11 protein-coding genes and 2 pseudogenes are annotated in these 17,178 nt (G+C 42.4%); 7 read left to right on the plus strand and 6 right to left on the minus strand.

All coding sequences use genetic code 11. From position 1 onward, the window contains the following. Positions 1–424 precede the first annotated feature (424 nt). The 5 genes from BP549_RS13570 to carA all read right to left on the minus strand — a co-directional run bounded on the left by BP549_RS13570 (position 425) and on the right by carA (position 7,985). Entirely contained in the window at positions 425–1,732 is a 1,308-nt protein-coding gene (locus BP549_RS13570; RefSeq protein WP_292381455.1) for a hypothetical protein, read from the minus strand. A gap of 216 nt (positions 1,733–1,948) precedes the next feature. Beyond that, on the minus strand, positions 1,949–2,134 hold the full coding sequence (locus BP549_RS13575) for a hypothetical protein (protein ID WP_292381456.1): 186 nt from the start codon (positions 2,132–2,134) through the stop codon (positions 1,949–1,951). Positions 2,135–2,228: 94 nt separating this feature from the next. Beyond that, the gene (locus tag BP549_RS13580; RefSeq protein WP_292381458.1) at positions 2,229–3,416 is read right to left on the minus strand and encodes an argininosuccinate synthase; all 1,188 of its coding nucleotides are present in this window, start codon (positions 3,414–3,416) and stop codon (positions 2,229–2,231) included. Between the two features lie 241 nt (positions 3,417–3,657). Beyond that, positions 3,658–6,879: a carbamoyl-phosphate synthase large subunit gene (gene carB / locus BP549_RS13585; protein ID WP_292381461.1), complete on the minus strand. Its 3,222-nt coding sequence runs from the start codon at positions 6,877–6,879 to the stop codon at positions 3,658–3,660. Continuing rightward, positions 6,879–7,985 (minus strand): glutamine-hydrolyzing carbamoyl-phosphate synthase small subunit, encoded by a 1,107-nt coding sequence (carA, locus tag BP549_RS13590; RefSeq protein ID WP_292381540.1) that lies wholly within the window; start codon positions 7,983–7,985, stop codon positions 6,879–6,881. The genes carB and carA overlap by 1 nt, the downstream gene beginning before the upstream one ends. A gap of 660 nt (positions 7,986–8,645) precedes the next feature. Here carA and BP549_RS13595 point away from each other — a divergent pair. From BP549_RS13595 to BP549_RS13630, 7 genes and pseudogenes are all read left to right on the plus strand, one after another. Further along, positions 8,646–10,118: a quaternary amine ABC transporter ATP-binding protein gene (locus BP549_RS13595; protein WP_292381464.1), complete on the plus strand. Its 1,473-nt coding sequence runs from the start codon at positions 8,646–8,648 to the stop codon at positions 10,116–10,118. Further along, positions 10,112–10,942: an ABC transporter permease gene (locus BP549_RS13600; protein WP_292381467.1), complete on the plus strand. Its 831-nt coding sequence runs from the start codon at positions 10,112–10,114 to the stop codon at positions 10,940–10,942. Before BP549_RS13595 ends, BP549_RS13600 begins: the two co-directional genes overlap by 7 nt. A 203-nt stretch (positions 10,943–11,145) precedes the next feature. Continuing rightward, positions 11,146–12,087, plus strand: a complete 942-nt coding sequence (locus tag BP549_RS13605; RefSeq protein WP_292381469.1) for a glycine betaine ABC transporter substrate-binding protein — start codon at positions 11,146–11,148, stop codon at positions 12,085–12,087. A gap of 400 nt (positions 12,088–12,487) precedes the next feature. Next, a complete protein-coding gene (locus tag BP549_RS13610; protein ID WP_292381471.1) occupies positions 12,488–12,769 on the plus strand; it encodes a hypothetical protein in 282 nt (93 codons plus the stop codon). A 33-nt stretch (positions 12,770–12,802) separates the two neighbouring features. After that, a pseudogene (locus tag BP549_RS15830) lies at positions 12,803–13,321 on the plus strand (tetratricopeptide repeat protein); the annotation flags it as partial. Between the two features lie 249 nt (positions 13,322–13,570). Beyond that, positions 13,571–14,491: pseudogene (locus tag BP549_RS13625) on the plus strand (ankyrin repeat domain-containing protein); the annotation flags it as partial. A 175-nt stretch (positions 14,492–14,666) separates the two neighbouring features. Further along, positions 14,667–15,173 carry a hypothetical protein gene (locus tag BP549_RS13630; RefSeq protein WP_292381474.1) on the plus strand — a complete coding sequence of 169 codons (507 nt, stop codon included), beginning with the start codon at positions 14,667–14,669 and terminating at the stop codon, positions 15,171–15,173. A 553-nt stretch (positions 15,174–15,726) separates the two neighbouring features. On the opposite strand, the gene BP549_RS13635 is transcribed toward BP549_RS13630, so the two are convergent. Next, positions 15,727–17,172, minus strand: coding sequence for an aspartate aminotransferase family protein (locus BP549_RS13635; protein ID WP_292381477.1), 1,446 nt, complete (start codon positions 17,170–17,172; stop codon positions 15,727–15,729). Positions 17,173–17,178 lie beyond the last annotated feature (6 nt).

The following is a 17,178-nucleotide window of genomic DNA, read 5'->3' on the forward strand; positions in this document are numbered from 1 at the left end:
TAAAAGCAGTAATTCATGTCTTTCAATTCAATTAAAATATATTTCTCCGGCCGGCGGACACTGGAATCTTCCCCTATAACCAGTTCATTTTAAATATATTTTTCCTGCCGGTGGTCTGCTTAAATCTTCCACGAATACGTCTGTTAAGGAGCTCATCCCAAAACCATTTTTATCTTCACATTAAAAAGTGGTTTCATGATTATTTCCATAATTGGAAACTCTATTGGTTTATTTGGAATTCAAAGTTTAGAGAAGTAATTTTGAGTTTCAGGATAGCCTCATTGTGTATTCCAGCATCAATTCTTCACTTGAGTCTATGAAAACATATCCTGTAGCACTATAATTTTTGAGTTCTTCACTAAAGAACTGAGAAAGACAACCAGAATACCATTCTAAAAACGGCAAAAAAATCGTTTTAGTAGCTTTATTTTGTCAAATAAAAGCTACTAAATGTTTTTTTCTTAAAAGGTAACAATTTTATCCCCCCTCGAATATCTTCAGAGAACGATAATTCATAATACCCTTGCGTCAAGTTTGTAGTTTCTATAAATATCCTATATTTTCCATAGTCTAAAGAACTACTTTGCAAATACTTGCCAAAAACATGATTTGAGCTAAATGTAGGATTTACTACAATGGAATCTAGAAGAGACGAATTGCCGTTAACGTTTATTTGGGTTAGGTTAATTGTCATATTACCACAATTTCCTGCTGTAACTACCTGAATTGGAAAATGTGTAATAGAGTAGTCTCTTACATCGTCCATTGTAACTGTAATGTCCCCTAAAGTAAAATAAGGAAATATAAAACTACTAAGAGCTATTATTAAAGTTATTCCAAAATATAAGTGCCAATTATCTAATATATCAGTATTTAACGATTTTTCAAATAATTTGGGTCTCAATTTTCTCCAAGCATAAAAGCTTAGAAATATCAAATATATAAATTCAATTAATAAAACAAAGTAAAAAAAGGTATCTGGGATATTAAGGTTTTGTTTTTTTCCAATAAAAGCTAGCAACAGTGATACAGGTATAATAAATAAAACTAACGATGGTAATGAGTATAGAAACACAATTTTAATTAGCGTGAAGAACTTCTTCGAAGTACTCACATCTATTTTATTTAACTTCTCTTTTAATTTAATTAATGTTGTAAAATGCGTAGAAAGTTTTATACTGACTAAAACAATACGTAAATATTTTGGAAAAAGAATGATCCAAGTAACTAGTAAGAAAATAGAATACAAAGATAATAGTAACAAATCTATATCATTAACTGAAGTATAAGGTGCTAAATGAAAGAAATTGAGTAAAAACCGCGTTGGACCATATATACAAAAAAGAAACAATCCCACTTCAAACGTACAAATATATACTAAACAAGACGATTTATCTAATTTATCTTTACTAAAGGAGTTATTAGTTTCCAAGGACACCCCCTTTATAATCATGTAAATTATCAAGCCCACAGCAACAAACGATAGGGGCATAAAAAAAATCCAGAGTAAATCAGTCCAAAATTCACTCATTGGATTATTTTGCATGTATTCATAAATATTATATCCAGCAGTCGAGAAAGCAACAATTATCGTCACGGCAAACTTAAATCCATCACCTTTATTTGCTTTTAAATCACTTCCTGAATTCGCAGTTCCATTATCCACAGATTCCTGCTTATCAGATGACTTTTCATTTACGCCGTTTTCTAATTTTATTGCATCCTGACTCATAAGAGTAAAAGTGGCTCAGTATATATTATAATTTTCTATTTTATTTCACAAAGTAAGCAAATCACGCAGTGGTCGAAAAAAATATCAAAGGGATTTAAAAACGAATTCATACTACTCATCAAATTAGTTACAACTTTTTATCTCGTATATCTCACCATAATCCTATGTTTTTGAATTTATCTATTGATTAGCGAATTTCCCCATTAAATAAGGGATTTATTTTGGAATCGATACGCTAGTATCGATTTTGATAGGGGAATTTAGGATTTTCCTTCTTGCATTCTCATGGAAAGTCCCATGTTGCGCACGGTGATAGGAACGATCTGAGACGCCTATTCCTGCAACTCCGGAAAAGCTACATCTATCAGTTACTCCGGAACCTTGGGATATAAAAGCAGTCAAAAATCCGAAACCAGCCCGAAAAAAAATCAAAAAAGAGAAAGGTCATCCTGCCTTCTTCAAAAAGCAAAAGGCAGGGAAGAAATTACTAACAAATTCACTGCTTATCCATAACTTTCCTGTACATCCTTGCCTGGAACCCGTGGTACTTCGCAAACCCTTCTGCATCCTTCTGGTCAATGGTCTGGCTGTCAAACGAAACCAGGTCCTCGGAATAGAGTGCATTCGGTGAGCTGCGGGCAAGGATTGTGAGAGCGCCTTTGTAGAGCCTGACTTTTACTGTACCTGTAACCCTTTCCTGAGACTTGTCAATAAAAGCATTCAGGTCGGCATAAAGCGGCTCGTCAACAAGCCCGTAGTAGGCAAGTTCGGACCACTGGTCGTCCACGATCTTCTTGAACTTGAGTTCGCTGCGGGTCAGGACGAGTTTCTCAAGGTCGGCGTGGACTGCCAAAAGAACGGTTGCAGCCGGGTGCTCGTAGTTCTCACGGGCTTTTAAGCCGAGCACGCGGTCTTCGATCATGTCGGTTCGGCCGACGCCGTTTTCGCCTGCGATTTCATTCATTTTCTTCACAAGGGCATAGCCGCTGAGTTTTTCGCCGTCAAGGGAGACAGGGACTCCTGCTTCAAAACCGATGTCAACAATCCTGGGTTGGTCAGGGGCTTTTTCAGGTGAAGTTGTCCACTCGTAGATCTCTTCCGGTGGGACAAATGAAGGGTCTTCAAGCCTGCCGCCTTCGATGCTGCGGCTCCAGATATTTTCGTCAACGCTCCAGGGCTTGGATTTTGTGGCTTCCACCGGGATTCCGTGCTCTTTTGCGTACTCGATTTCCCACTCGCGGGTCAGGTTCATTTCCCGCATAGGGGCAATAACGTCCATGTCGGTCTGGCGGAAAACGGCTTCGAAACGGAGCTGGTCATTACCTTTTCCTGTGCAACCGTGCGCAAGGGCTACTGCTCCTTCTTTCTTGGCAGCCTCGACCACTTTTTTCGCGATCAGGGGACGGGCAATCGAAGTTCCCATTACATAGCCTTCATAACTTCCATTGGCTTTGATCAGGGGGAAGATGTAATCTTTAACGAACTCTTCCTTTGCATCGATCGTGTAATGCTTGTCGCTGATCTTTTCGGCTTTTACGTCAGCCCGCTTGATTTCCTCTTCAGGTTGGCCTACATCGACCGAGATTGTAATTACTTCGTCGTACCCGTACTTTTCCTTGAGGATGGGGATGCACACTGATGTGTCAAGCCCTCCTGAATATGCAAGTGCAACTTTCTTTGCCATGCTTTTACTACCCCTTTAACTTTGGATTAAAACAAATAAGAGTCATGTTTGACTTGAAATAGATCTAATTTGAAATAGATCTAATTTGAAATAGATCTAACTTGAAACAGATAAGAGAATTGAATATGATTGATAGTCTAAAAATATATAAAGATGGCAGACAGGCCATCTTTTTCGATTCAGTGTATTTAAGTAGAACTTCGAGCCGGAACTTTCTGGCTTTTATCCGGGTTTAGCCGGCTCATTTGCTTTCCTGTTCCATCTCTTTATGATATTCGTTGATTGATTTTATGGTAAGGCCCTGTCCTTTCTTCATAGTTTCTATGGCATCGGCTGCGGCTATTGCTGCCTGCATTGTGGTTATGTACGGGACCTTGAAATCCACGGCTGCACGCCTGATCTTTGAGCCGTCCCTGCGAGACTGTTTGCTTGTCGGGGTGTTGATGATAAGGTCAACCTCATCCCTGCGCATCATATCTATGACATTCGGGCTTCCGTCACGAACCTTCTTCACGACGTCCATAAATACCCCGTTTTGTGCAAGATAGTTTACAGTGCCTTCAGTGCCCATAAGTTCGAGGCCTGCTGCCTGGAGTTTCCTTGCAACGTCCACAAGTTTGGTTTTGTCTGCATTCCTTATGGAAAGGAAAACTTTTCCCGTAAGGGGCAGCACATTGTCGGCTGCAAGCTCGGCTTTATAGTATGCCCTTCCGAAGTCGTAGTCAACACCCATGACCTCGCCGGTGCTTTTCATTTCCGGGCCAAGTACAGGATCTGCGCCTGGTAATTTATCAAAAGGCAGGAGTACTTCCTTAATCGAAACATGCTTGGGCTTTGGTTCTTCCATGCATCCCAGGCTTTTTAAGCTGTGCCCGACAATAACTTTAGCTGCGATCTTTGCAAGTGAGACTCCAACAGCTTTTGAAACAAAGGGAATTGTCCTGCTTGAACGTGGGTTTGCCTCAAGCACATAGACCTTTCCACCTTTTTCTGCCATCTGGATGTTGATTAGCCCTTTGACCTTAAGTCCAAGCGCTATCTTGCGGGTATAATCCCTTACCTGGGAAAGTACTTCAGGCGAGAGAGTCTGGGGTGGAATCACACATGCTGAATCTCCTGAATGAACACCCGCTTCCTCTATGTGTTCCATGATTGCGCCGATAAGTACGTCCTTCTGGTCACAGACTGCATCCACATCGATTTCCGCGGCTGCTTCCAGGAAATCGTCGATAAGGATCGGGTGCTCGGGAGAAACCCTGACCGCTTCTTTCATGTAACGTTCAAGGTCGATTTCATCATATACTATTTCCATTGCCCTTCCACCGAGCACATAGGAGGGGCGCACAAGTACAGGGAAGCCGATCCGCTTTGCAACCTCGATTGCTTCCTTCTGGGAAGTTGCATACCCACCTTCAGGCTGCGGAATGCCAAGCTCCTGCATAAGAAGATAGAACTTTTCCCTATCTTCGGCAAGGTCCATATCATCAGGGTCAGTTCCAAGAATCACGGTATTAAGGTCAGTCCTGTGCTCCAGTTCCTGCTTGAGAGGAATAGCAAGGTTCACTGAGGTCTGCCCTCCGAACTGCACCAGGACTCCATCAGGCCTTTCGCGCTCGATTACATTCATCACATATTCTAGGGTCAGAGGTTCAAAAAAGAGCTTGTCCGAAGTATCGAAGTCTGTAGATACGGTTTCTGGGTTATTATTGATAATATGAGTCTCGATGCCTTCTTCCCGAAGCGCAGTGACTGCATGGACAGTACAGTAATCGAACTCGATTCCCTGTCCTATCCTTATTGGGCCTGCTCCAAGGATGAGAATCTTCTTTCTGTCTGTGGGATTTGTCTCACAGGAATCTTCATAGGTTGAATAATAATAAGGAGTAGCTGCTTCAAACTCGGCTGCACAGGTATCGACCATCTTGAAAGTGGCTAAAATTCCGGCTTTGTGCCTGAGGTCGCTTATTTCCTGCCTTGTCCTGCCAGTCAGTTCGGCAAGGCGGGTGTCCGGGAAGCCCATCCTTTTTGCTTCGCGCAGAAGTTCAGGAGTAAGCTCTTCTTTCCTGATGCGCTTTTCCATGTCCACGATCCTCTTTATCTTTGAGATGAAGAAAGGATTGATACTTGAAAGTTCGGCAATTTCCTTTACCGACATTCCCCGCTCAAGGGCATTGAAGATCACAAAAAGGCGTTCGCTTGTAGGGGTCTTGAGGAGAGTTTTAATTTCAGGCTCTTCCCATTTTTTTATTCCTAACTGGCTGTCGATATCCAAGGATTTGAAAGCCTTTAGCAAAGATTCTTCAACGGTCCTGCCAATTGCCATGACCTCTCCCGTACTTTTCATGGCTGTGGTCAGGGTCTTGTCTGCGGTTGTAAACTTGTCAAAAGGCCACCTGGGAATTTTCGTAATTACGTAGTCCAGAGCAGGTTCAAAAGAAGCTGGCGTGTTTTTGGTAACACTGTTTATGATCTCATCAAGTGTCATTCCGATTGCGATCTTTGCGGTTACGCGGGCAATTGGGTAGCCTGTAGCCTTTGATGCAAGGGCTGATGACCTCGAAACCCTGGGATTTACCTCGACAATACGGTAATCGCCTTCTTTCAAGGCGTACTGAATATTACACCCGCCTTCGATCTTTAGGGCACGGATGATCTTAATTGAGGCACTCCTTAGCATCTGGTGTTCGGCATCACTTAAGGTCTGGGAAGGGGCAACAACTGCCGATTCACCTGTGTGTACACCCATGGGGTCAATATTTTCCATGTTACAGATAACGATGCAGGTATCGTTTTCATCTCTCATGACCTCGTACTCGACTTCTGCCCAGCCAAGCACGCTTTCTTCTATGAGTACCTGGTTGATGCGGCTGCGCCTGAGCCCGCGCTCTGTGATTTCAAGCAGTTCCTCTTTTGTGCGGGCAATTCCGCCTCCTGCTCCGCCGAGGGTGTAAGCCGGACGGACGATGAGAGGAAGGCCAAGTTCTTCGACAACGTCTTCGGCTTCTTTTAAAGTATTAACTGCCCGGCTTAAAGGAACCTTCTCCCCTATCCTGAGCATGGTCTCTTTAAAGAGTTCCCTATCTTCGGTGTTTTTAATGGCTTCAACAGGGGTTCCGAGAATCTGAACTCCATATTTCTCAAAGACGCCCTTTTCTGCAAGTTCACTGGTAATATTAAGGCCCGTTTGCCCTCCAATTCCTGCAATAATCCCATCAGGGCGCTCTTTTTCAATAATCCTTTCTACAACTCTGGCATCAAGGGGCTCGATATAAACCGAATCTGCCATTTCAGGATCGGTCATTATGGTTGCAGGGTTTGAGTTTACAAGTACTACCTTTACCCCTTCTTCTTTTAAGGACCTGCAGGCCTGGCTGCCTGAGAAGTCAAATTCTGCAGCTTGTCCGATAGTGATTGGCCCTGAGCCTATAAGCAACACTTTCTTTATGTCCTCGCGTTTAGGCATTAAATCTCACCTCCGAGGACTTTTACAATCCTGTCAAAGAACATTTCCTCGGTATCCATCGGCCCTGCTTGGGCTTCAGGATGGAACTGCACACTGAAAATATCCAAGTCCTTGTGGGAAACCCCTTCTACGGTTTTGTCGTTTGCATTCAGGTACTTCACATATAACCCTGTGCCATCAAGAGAGTCCGCATCAACGGCATACCCGTGATTCTGGGAGGTTATGAAAATCTTGTTTTCAATGAGATCCTTTACTGGTTGGTTTCCTCCCCTATGCCCGAATTTCAACTTATAGGTCTTTGCTCCCATAGCAAGAGAGATAATCTGGTGACCGAAACAAATCCCGCAGACCGGAATTGTGCCTGCAAAAGCCTTTACGGCATTGATCGCATCCTTTGCTTTTTCAGGGTCTCCTGGCCCGTTTGAGATAAAAAGGAGATCCGGTTCGTAATCTGCAATTTCCGAGGGTTTTGTGGTTGCAGGAACCAGTGTAAGGTCAATTCCACGCTTATGCAGATCATTTATTATATTCCGCTTTACACCAAGGTCAACTACAACTGCATGTTTGCGTTTGCTGCTGCCTTTCCAGGCGCCTTCTGCTCCGGGAATGAAATGTGGCTTTTTACAGGTTACAAGAGATATAAGTTCCTCGTCCGTGAGCTGTGGAGAGTTTCTTGCTACATCAACAGCCTCCTCCCCGTCGTCGCTGCCCGTGATAAGGGCTGCCCTCATGGTTCCACGCTCCCTTGCTCCTATTGTGAGCATCCGAGTATCCACGCCTTCAATTCCTGGTTTTCCTTCGTCCTCCAAAAACCTGTGGATAGAACGAGTTGATTTATAATGATAGGGTTTTTTGCAGGCTTCCCTCACAACAAGCCCCTCTGCATGCATATTATCGGACTGGACACGCTCCCCACTGACACCGTAGTTTCCGATAAGGGGGTAAGTGAACATTAAAATCTGACCCTTGTAAGAAGGATCTGTTAGAGCCTCCTCATATCCCGTGAATTGAGTGGTAAAAACAAGTTCGCCGCAAGCTGTGCCTTCGGCACCAAAACCGGTGCCCTTAATAACTGTTCCATCTTCTAAACCTAATACTGCTTTCATCATCTGAACCTGCGAGTAAATGTCATAAGACATGTATAAGTGTTACGATGACTTTCCCGATTCTCGAATTTGCCCTATTTTTTTCAGTCTTTTAATATATAAATCTTTCAATTATATAATTTTTTTCGGAAATCTGCCTTTCAAACTATAAAGTGAAACGTTATTTTTGAAAGACCAGGTATTCATTGTAATATTTTTTAACATATTAATTAAAAACCGAGTAATTGGTAAAAATTACTAATTTGTTGAAGTAGAGTAAATTTCTTTAGTACAGCAAAATAATAATCTGAAATCCATATATGCTAAAGTAAAATAAACTTTCATACTTTTTGACCGAAAAGTTATACCAATTTATATGCATTTTTTAAGGGTAGACTTTTGCTATATTATATTTTCGCAAAAAAATTATATATAAGTGGGAAAGAAATACTAGTCAGGAAAATAAGTTGTTTAAGCTGCAAAAAATAGAGAATTTTCTTAAATTAAAATCTTCAACCGGTTGAAGTAATTGTAAAAGGGCTAATTAGCTCGAATAATATTTGGTTTTTATTAACTGAATTTTTGTGGCAATTTTTTACAACGTTTTTACCTTTTGTAAAGATTATTGGTTATTTTTTAAAAGCCACTTAGTCAAACCGTGGTATTACATGGACAAGTCATATGGATAAAAATATAAAACTCGAATTACGAAACATTACAAAGATTTTTGGTAAAAATCCCCCGAAAGTGATTTCCCTTCTAAATGAAGGGTTATCCAAAAGTGAAATTTTTAAAAAAACAAAACAGACTGTCGGGCTTAACAACGTCAATTTCAAAGTCTACGATGGAGAGATCTTCGTCATAATGGGGCTTTCTGGTTCAGGGAAATCCACTCTTTTACGCTGTCTAAATCGCCTAATCGAGCCAACTGCTGGAAAAATCCTGATAGATGGGCAGGATATCACGCAGATGAATGCGAAAGAACTGCGAGATATACGCAGGACCAAAATCGGGATGGTGTTCCAGAACTTTGCCCTGCTTCCCCACAGGACTGTACTTGATAATGTGGCTTATGGGCTTGAGATCCAGGGGATTCCTAAAGAAAAACGTTATTCTAAGGCTCTCGCAGCTATAGAATCCGTAGGGCTCAAAGGCTATGAGCACAGCAAGATAACCCAGCTGAGCGGAGGCATGAAGCAGAGGGTAGGACTTGCAAGGGCGCTTGCCAATAACCCTGATATCCTTCTCATGGACGAGGCTTTCAGTGCCCTTGATCCTCTTATCAGGAGCGATATGCAGGACGAGCTGCTTGCCCTTGAGGACAGGGTGCAAAAGACAATTATCTTTGTCTCCCATGATCTGGACGAAGCTCTGAAACTCGGGGACCGCATTGCCCTCATGAAAGACGGGGAAGTAGTCCAAATAGGGACCCCTGAAGAGATCCTGACCGAACCTGCAGATTCCTATGTCTCAAAGTTCGTTGAAGGTGTTGATAGATCTAAAGTCCTCACAGCTGAATCGGTCATGAAACGGCCTGAACCGCTCGTATCCATCAATTCAGGACCCAGGGTAGCTATCCAGTTAATGAAAAATCATGGGATCTCATCGATTTATGTAGTTGAGGGAAAGAACAGGCACCTGAAAGGCATACTTATGATAGGCGATGCCCTTGAAGCCCTTAAAACTGGAAAGAGCCTTGAGGTAGCAATGTTTCCGGATTCGCCCCGTGTGGCTCCAGATTTGCCTCTTAACGAGGTGATCCCGCTGATTGCGGAAAGCCAGTACCCCCTTGCTGTGGTCAATGATTCCGGGAAATTGCTCGGAATTATAGTCCGGGGCACTGTACTTGGCGCCCTTGCAGTGTCTGGAGAGAACGGGCGGACTGAGACTCCCGAAGAAAAGAATCCAGAAGAAAAGACTTCAGAAGAAAGAAAATCTGCAGGGAAATTTTTTGAATATAAGCCTCCCGAGAAAATTGTCTTCATTGGCAAAAATAAAGGAGAAGTCGGACACTCTTCTGAAGACTCAGGTGTTACGGATGGCAAGGGTGATATAATTAATGATGGAATTGACAGCGGGGCTCCTGCCAAGGCGACTGCCAAAGTACCTTTAAGGTCTGACTCCGGGTCTGGTCAAGAGGCGAAAACATGCTGATCCCCCGGATCCCTGTCGGAGACACAGTTGAATTTGCTGTGGACTGGATCGAAGGCAATTTCGGTCTGTTTCTTGACCTCACAAGCAAGCAGCTTGATCTCCTTATTTCGGGTTTAAAAGATGCGCTTCTTTTCCTGCCTCCTGAATTCTTTATCCCTGGAATTTCTCTACTCTCATACTTTGCAGGAAAGCGCAACATCAAACTTGCAGCAGGGACTGCGTTTGGTTTTTTCCTTATCGAGAACATGGAACTCTGGGAGCTCTCAATGGAGACGCTTGCCCTTGTACTTTCGTCTGCTCTGCTTGCTCTTATTATTGGGATTCCACTTGGGATCCTTTCTGCAAAAAATAATATACTTTTCCATGTTGTAAAGCCTGCACTCGACTTCATGCAGACTATGCCATCTTTTGTGTACTTAATTCCTGCTCTCATATTCTTTGGGCTCGGAAATGTTCCTGGCATGATCGCAACTGTTGTTTTTGCAATGCCTCCTGCAATAAGACTCACAAACCTCGGGATAAGACAGGTCCCAAAAGAGCTTACTGAGGTTGCAGACGCCTTTGGTTCCACGGGCTGGCAGAAACTTTCCAAGGTTGAACTGCCTGTGGCACTCCCTACTATAATGGCCGGGGTCAACCAGTGCATTATGCTCTCCCTTTCGATGGTTGTAGTTGCAGCCATGATAGGAGTCCGAGGGCTTGGATATCAGGTTCTTTTCGGGATACAGCGTGTGGACATTGGCATGGGCTTTGAAGCAGGACTTGCTATTGTCATAATCGCGATCTTCTTGGACCGGATTACTCAGTACCTTAGCCCCAGATAAAAGCCCTAGATAAAAGCGCTATTTCCAGATCTTTCCTTAAAAGGGTGTTCTGAATAGGATATTCACTTTACAGGGCAGCCTTATGCATCCCCAAAAGAAGGCGCTCACTTATTTTCAACTCTTGAAAAACTAGGGATAAGAGAAAAGAAAGACTCAAAAAAGACTGGATAAGTTGAAAAAAATTTAAACAGGTAGTAGATATTTTGATTGATACAAAATTTAATTCGAATGTAAAAAAACTTGGATCAGTTCTGGCAATTGGCCTGGTCATAGGCCTTACCCTGTTTTCAGCAGGCTGTGCGGAAAAAGAAGATGAAGTCGTAGAAGGCATAGAAGCTGCTTCCCCAGCGGCAGGGACATCGGAGTTCAGCGAACCTGTGAAGATAGGATACGTCTTATGGGACGGTGAGATTGCAAGCACCAATGTGATACAACAAGTTCTTAAACAGGCAGGGTATGAAGATGTGGAGATCACTGCAGTTGATGTAGGCCCCCTTTACCAGGGACTTGCTAGCGGGCAGTTTGATTTCACCACTACCGCCTGGCTACCCCATACCCAACAGAACTACTGGAAAGCTTACGGTGACCAGATCGACTCTGTCCAGACAAACCTGGAAGACTGCAAAATTGGGCTTGTTGTGCCAGCTTATGTAACTATCGATTCGATCGAGGAGCTAAATTCCGAAAAGGAAAAATTTAACGGCAGAATAATCGGGATCGACCCCGGATCAGGCACTATGCAGATATCAGAATCTGCAATTTCCGAGTATGACCTGGAAATGGAGCTTGTCCCAGGCAGCGGCGCAGCAATGACTACCTCCCTAAAAAAAGCCATTGACTCCAAAGAATGGGCAGTTGTGACCCTCTGGTCCCCTCACTGGGCTTTCAACCGCTGGGACCTAAAGTACCTCAGCGACACAAAGGGTGTGTTCGGCGAGGCTGACCATGTTGAAACCCTGGCAAAGCTCGGCCTTAAAGAAGAAAAGCCAAATCTCTACGGCATCCTGACCCGCTTCAAGTGGACCCATGATGATATCCAGACTGTCATGATGGATATTGAAAACGGAATGACGCCTGAAGCAGCCGCAGCAAAATGGGTTAAAAACAACCCGGAAAAAGTTAACGAGTGGATAGGGCAAAAGTAAGTTTCTTCTTCCCTAATTTTTTACACAGTTTTTAATTTTCGTCTTTCTCTTTTTATATTTTTTCATCATTTTTTCTTTACTTTCTGGTCTTTGTTTTATTTTCACTCAATATGTATAATCTTTCAACATGTATAACCTTAGTACCACTGTGCCTTTCAACATGTATAACCTTAATACCACGGTGCCTCAGTACGGTATAAAATCGCCATTCGTATTATCTTCTGCTGCCGGGCGAGTTTAAAACATTATATATTATAAATATCAATTCTTTATCATAATTATTTTTCAGGTCTAGAGATAGTTGTTTTAGAATACTACTTCAGAATGCGGGTCATGTCAGTTAAAATTCTGAATATGAGAATTTTGGTTATTCTTACTGTATAAGAGGCAGATGACAAAAATGGCAAATGCACTAAAAGACCTTGATAGATTGGCCAAGGCGGACTACAGCAAAGCCAGGGTTTTCTTCCAGATGGGCAAATATGAAGATGCTCTGGCTGCTTATGGAGAATCAGACAAAGCCTGGAAAAAAATGGCAGAATTGCTTTTCGAAAAAGGGAAGGGAAACCACGGAAAAGAGTTCCTTGAAAAGGCTAAGGAAACCCAGTCTCACATCGGGATGTGTTTGTTCAAGCTCGGAAAATATACTGAAGCCCTGGAAATTGTGAATTCTGCCCTTTAGCTTAAGCCTGAAAGCCCTACCGAGTGGTCTAATCGGGGTTTCGTGCTCTCAGCCCTGGGACAGAACGAAGAAGCCCTTGAAGCTTTCGAAAAAGCACTTGTGTTTGACCCGAAATCCTCCAAAATCCTGACCAATAAGGGCATAGTATATTTTAGGATGGGTCTCATGAAAAAAGCTCTTGAGACTTTCGACTGCGCTCTGGAAATAGAGCCCAGGAAAGCTTCAGACTGGGCCTGTAAAATTCCAAGATTTAGTTTTTTCTCACGAAATAAGGCTCCCATAATGAAGCCTGATAATGCTGAGACCTGGTACTGGAAAGGTAATGTGCTTCTTGAACTCGGCGAAAAGGAAAAAGCTCTCAATGCCTTCAGGATGGCTCTTGAAAGCAATCCCGACCATCTTAACTCTCTTCTCAGCGGAGGGGATTTGCTTTGCGAGTTTGCCGAATACGGCGAGGCTTTCAAGTGCTACGTACGGGTTCTGAAACTCAGCCCTGGAAATGAAGCTGCTGAGAAGGGAAAAGAGTTTTGTGAAGAGAAAATTGATGAATGATTATTATTCGGTATTGCACTTGGCATCATTCTTGATATTTTTTATCACTAAGGTACTCATTTTTCTCTTCCAAAAAGAACAATTGATACCCCTAAATAATGTATTTTTACATACTTCATGATGCTGAGTGATAAAAGTTATATTTTCTCCGAGTAATATAAATTTATTTTTAATTCTATGCTTCAATCAAAAATTCCAAGATGGCTACAATATGGTAGATACAAAACACTTGATATTTGAGGAGAAAATGTTATGAATTTTATATCTAATTTATTTGGAAAAAATAAAACTCAAAATTTTTTCGAGGCATGTAAATTAGGTCAGGTAGAAAATGTAGAGAAACTTTTGAAAAACGATAAAGTAGATATTAACTCGCAGGACACATATGGTAAAACTGCTTTAATTTACGCAGTAAATAAAGAGCACAGGGACATCGTAGAATTGCTTATTAAAGGCGGTGTCGATCTTAATATTCAGGATGAGAACGGGGATACCGCTTTAATTTCTGCGGCAAAGATCGAACGTGGGGATATTGTTGATCTGCTCATCAAATGTGGTGCCGACCTCAATATTCAGGATGGAAACTGCGAGACTGCTTTGAAATTTGCGGTAAAAGTAGGATATAAGAGTATTGTTGATCTGCTTCTTGAGGGCGGTGCCGATCCTAATATTCCGGACAGGAACGGTGAGACGGCTTTGATTTCTGCCGCAGATCGAGGGCATAAGGATATTGTAGAGTTGCTCATTAAAAGTGGTGCAGACTTAAATCTTCAAGACAAAAATCGTAACACAGCTTTGAATGCTGCAGCCAAGATTGGACATAAGGGTATTGTTGAGCTACTTGTTAATGCCGGTGCCGATCTTAACATTCAGGACAAAAATGGCAATACTGCTTTGATTTATGCGGCAGATAGAGGGTACAGGGAAATTGTAGAGTTGCTTCTTGAAAGTGGTGCCAATCTCAATATTCAGGAAGAAAACGGGCTTACTGCTTTGATGTTATCGGCACAAGTGGGGCATATGGATATTGTTGATTTGCTTATTAAAGGTGGAGCAGATCTTAACATTCAGGACGAGAATGGCAATACTGCTATGGATATTGCGGAAGAAATGGAGTTTAACGAGATTGTTGATTTGCTTCTTGAAAGTGGTGCAAGTTTCAGATCCTGATTTTCTCTGGAAGCCATCACAGGATGGCGAATATACAGAGAGCCACTAATAAGTTGTAAAGGGCTAATAATCAGATTGCAGATATCTAAATATCGGTCTCAAAAGCATAGCCTCTCTAAGTTTTGGATTACGATGAAGAAAACAGACAAAGCCTTCGTATAATTGATATACCATCGTGACAATTCCTATTGCTATGAATGACAGTAAATCCGAAAATTCAGCTTCATCTTCTCACTTAACTGACCGTGCAGCCTGCGAAAAGGCACTTGCCGGAAATCTCACTCCTACTTACGAATCCGCAACATTTTCAAATCCGGTTCTTGACCAGTTCAAGGACCTTATGCCCGATTTCAATAAACGTCTCTCGCCTGACAGGGATCTGAGACTCTCCACTTCTGATCATCTTCGTTTGAGTCCGGAAACTCTTCCGAGACTTGTTTCCAGCTCCTGTGCCGGAATCAGATCTGCTGGTTTTCCGGGGTCCCTATTCGAAAGCCCTAAGCTGCCTGCAGGGAAAGGGTTTGAGATCATGCCTGACCTGCCGGGAAGAACGTTGACAGGATCAAGAATCTGCTCTCTAACGCTTAGTTCAGACCTTCCTATGGCTCCTCTTGCGAGCAGGTTTTTAACTCTCAGGCCGGCTGAAGAAGGGTTGAAGGAAGTCAAAGAGAATAGGAAATAAAGCACAGTGAAAATAAAGAACGATAAAATTAATAGACGGTAACAATAAAATATAAAAGTAACGAACGATGAAAATAAAGAACGAGAAAGGCTAGAAAGGATATAGTAATTTATATTCTTTATTATTCTATTTACTTAAAAATTAACTATACTCATCTAATGAAAAAAAAGACCGTTTTTACTATTTTATAGAGATTGATCAGGTGATGCACATAACTATCCCTAAGATACTTACTGCCACAGCAACTAAAGTTATAAAAATTAACAAAGCCGAACCATCGTTCTCAAAAGGATCATTGTTCTTATAATCCATATTATTATATATGCGATATTTACTTAAAAACCTTCGCAGGTTTTGCAAAATTAATTATACAGAAACATCCCGTAAGAGCCTTTAATTTATTCATAGAGACCGCAAAATTCATGTACTTACCCTTATTATTTTTTTTACATATTCTAGGGGCTCATTAACATCTTTAAGATTGAATATCTCCTAGGCTCATTAATATCTTTAAGATTGAATATCTCCTAATATATCCTATTTTTTCGGAAACTTAACTCCTTGTTTTTTTCAGAGTTTTTTCAAATTTCTCGAGCCCGAGGTCAACCTCTTCAGCTGTAATCACTAGAGGAGGAGAAATACGAATTACTGAATCCCCGCAGGGGAGAAGCAGAATTCCTTCTTTAAAGGCTTCCCTAAGAATTCTATCCCTCCGTACCGTATCTATTGAATTATCGGGTTTTACAATCTCGACTCCGATCATCAGGCCTAAACCGCGTACATCCCCTATACAGGGAAAGTTTTCCTGAAGCTCCATCAGGCGTTGCTTCATCTGGAAACCGCGTTCCTTTACTCGATTCTCCGTATTTTCTTTTTCCAGAAATTCGAGAGACGCAAGAGACGCGGCTGAAGCCAGAAGATTTCCTCCAAAGGTGTTCGAATGGACACCTGGCGGCCAGTCCATAAGCTCATGGTCTGCAAGTATTGCTCCCATTGGAAGCCCTCCTCCAAGGGCTTTTGCAAGGCATGAAATTTCAGCTCTGACCCCAAAGTTTTCCATTGCAAGGAAGGGGCCTGTCCTAAAGCAGCCTGTCTGGACTTCGTCAGCTACAAGGAGGACATCATTGTCTGTACAGATTTTCCTTACTTCCCTGTGAAACTCAGGAGGGGGAACAATGTACCCGCCTTCTCCTTGGACCGGTTCCACAAAAACAGCAGCTGTATCCTTTGGGCTTAATTCTCGCCTGAAAATCAGATTTTCAAGTTCTTTTGCACACTCAATTCCGCAGGAAGGATACTCGAGTCTAAGAGGACAGCGATAACAGTAGGCATAATGGGAATGAGCTGTGTGAATCGCGGGAAAATGTTCTTTTTGCCTGGCTTTTGAGCAGGTAAGGGAGAGGGAACCTAGAGTCCGGCCGTGAAAGGAATTGTAAAAAGAGATAAGGCCCTGCCGCTTTGTTTTCCATATGGCAAGTTTGATTGCAGCTTCCACAGCTTCAGTCCCACTATTGCAATAGAAGACCTTTGAATAGCCTGAAAGTTCTTCTAGTTTTTTTGCAAGCTTCACCGGAGGCTCGGCAAAGAAATCCCCGTACCCACAGTGAGTCATTTTCTCAAGCTGGGTTGAGATTGCAGTGTTAATATGAGGATTGGAGTAGCCTGCATTCATGACAGCGATTCCTGCAACCAGGTCAATGTACTCTCTTCCATCAACATCCATGATTATAGAGCCCTTTGCTCTGTCCACAACCAGGGGATAGGGACGGGCTGCACAGGCCGATATCATATTGCAATCTTGCTTGATAATCTCCCTGGCTTTCGGGCCGACGATATCAAAAAGTTCGGTTTCTTTTAGTTCGGTTTTTTCTTCAGTAAAATCAAGACCGCGACCCACATTTTGTGATGAATTTTTTCCCGACTTCTCAGTCCTTTGAGCCTTTTCAAATTTTTCAGTTTTCTTCTGAGCCAGAACACCTTCCTCCTTTATTTTTTCCATGTTCTA

The organism is Methanosarcina sp. UBA289 (assembly GCA_002496565.1).
In the GTDB taxonomy this organism is placed as follows: Archaea; Halobacteriota; Methanosarcinia; order Methanosarcinales; family Methanosarcinaceae; genus Methanosarcina.

What these genes read in the sequence shown, in the direction of transcription:
- BP549_RS13570 (WP_292381455.1), bottom strand. Translation starts at nt 1,732, where the DNA reads ATGAGTCAGGATGCAATAAAATTAGAAAACGGCGTAAATGAAAAGTCA.
- BP549_RS13580 (WP_292381458.1), bottom strand. Translation starts at nt 3,416, where the DNA reads ATGGCAAAGAAAGTTGCACTTGCATATTCAGGAGGGCTTGACACATCA.
- carB (WP_292381461.1), bottom strand. Translation starts at nt 6,879, where the DNA reads ATGCCTAAACGCGAGGACATAAAGAAAGTGTTGCTTATAGGCTCAGGG.
- carA (WP_292381540.1), bottom strand. Translation starts at nt 7,985, where the DNA reads ATGAAAGCAGTATTAGGTTTAGAAGATGGAACAGTTATTAAGGGCACC.
- BP549_RS13595 (WP_292381464.1), top strand. Translation starts at nt 8,646, where the DNA reads ATGGATAAAAATATAAAACTCGAATTACGAAACATTACAAAGATTTTT.
- BP549_RS13600 (WP_292381467.1), top strand. Translation starts at nt 10,112, where the DNA reads ATGCTGATCCCCCGGATCCCTGTCGGAGACACAGTTGAATTTGCTGTG.
- BP549_RS13610 (WP_292381471.1), top strand. Translation starts at nt 12,488, where the DNA reads ATGGCAAATGCACTAAAAGACCTTGATAGATTGGCCAAGGCGGACTAC.
- BP549_RS13635 (WP_292381477.1), bottom strand. Translation starts at nt 17,172, where the DNA reads ATGGAAAAAATAAAGGAGGAAGGTGTTCTGGCTCAGAAGAAAACTGAA.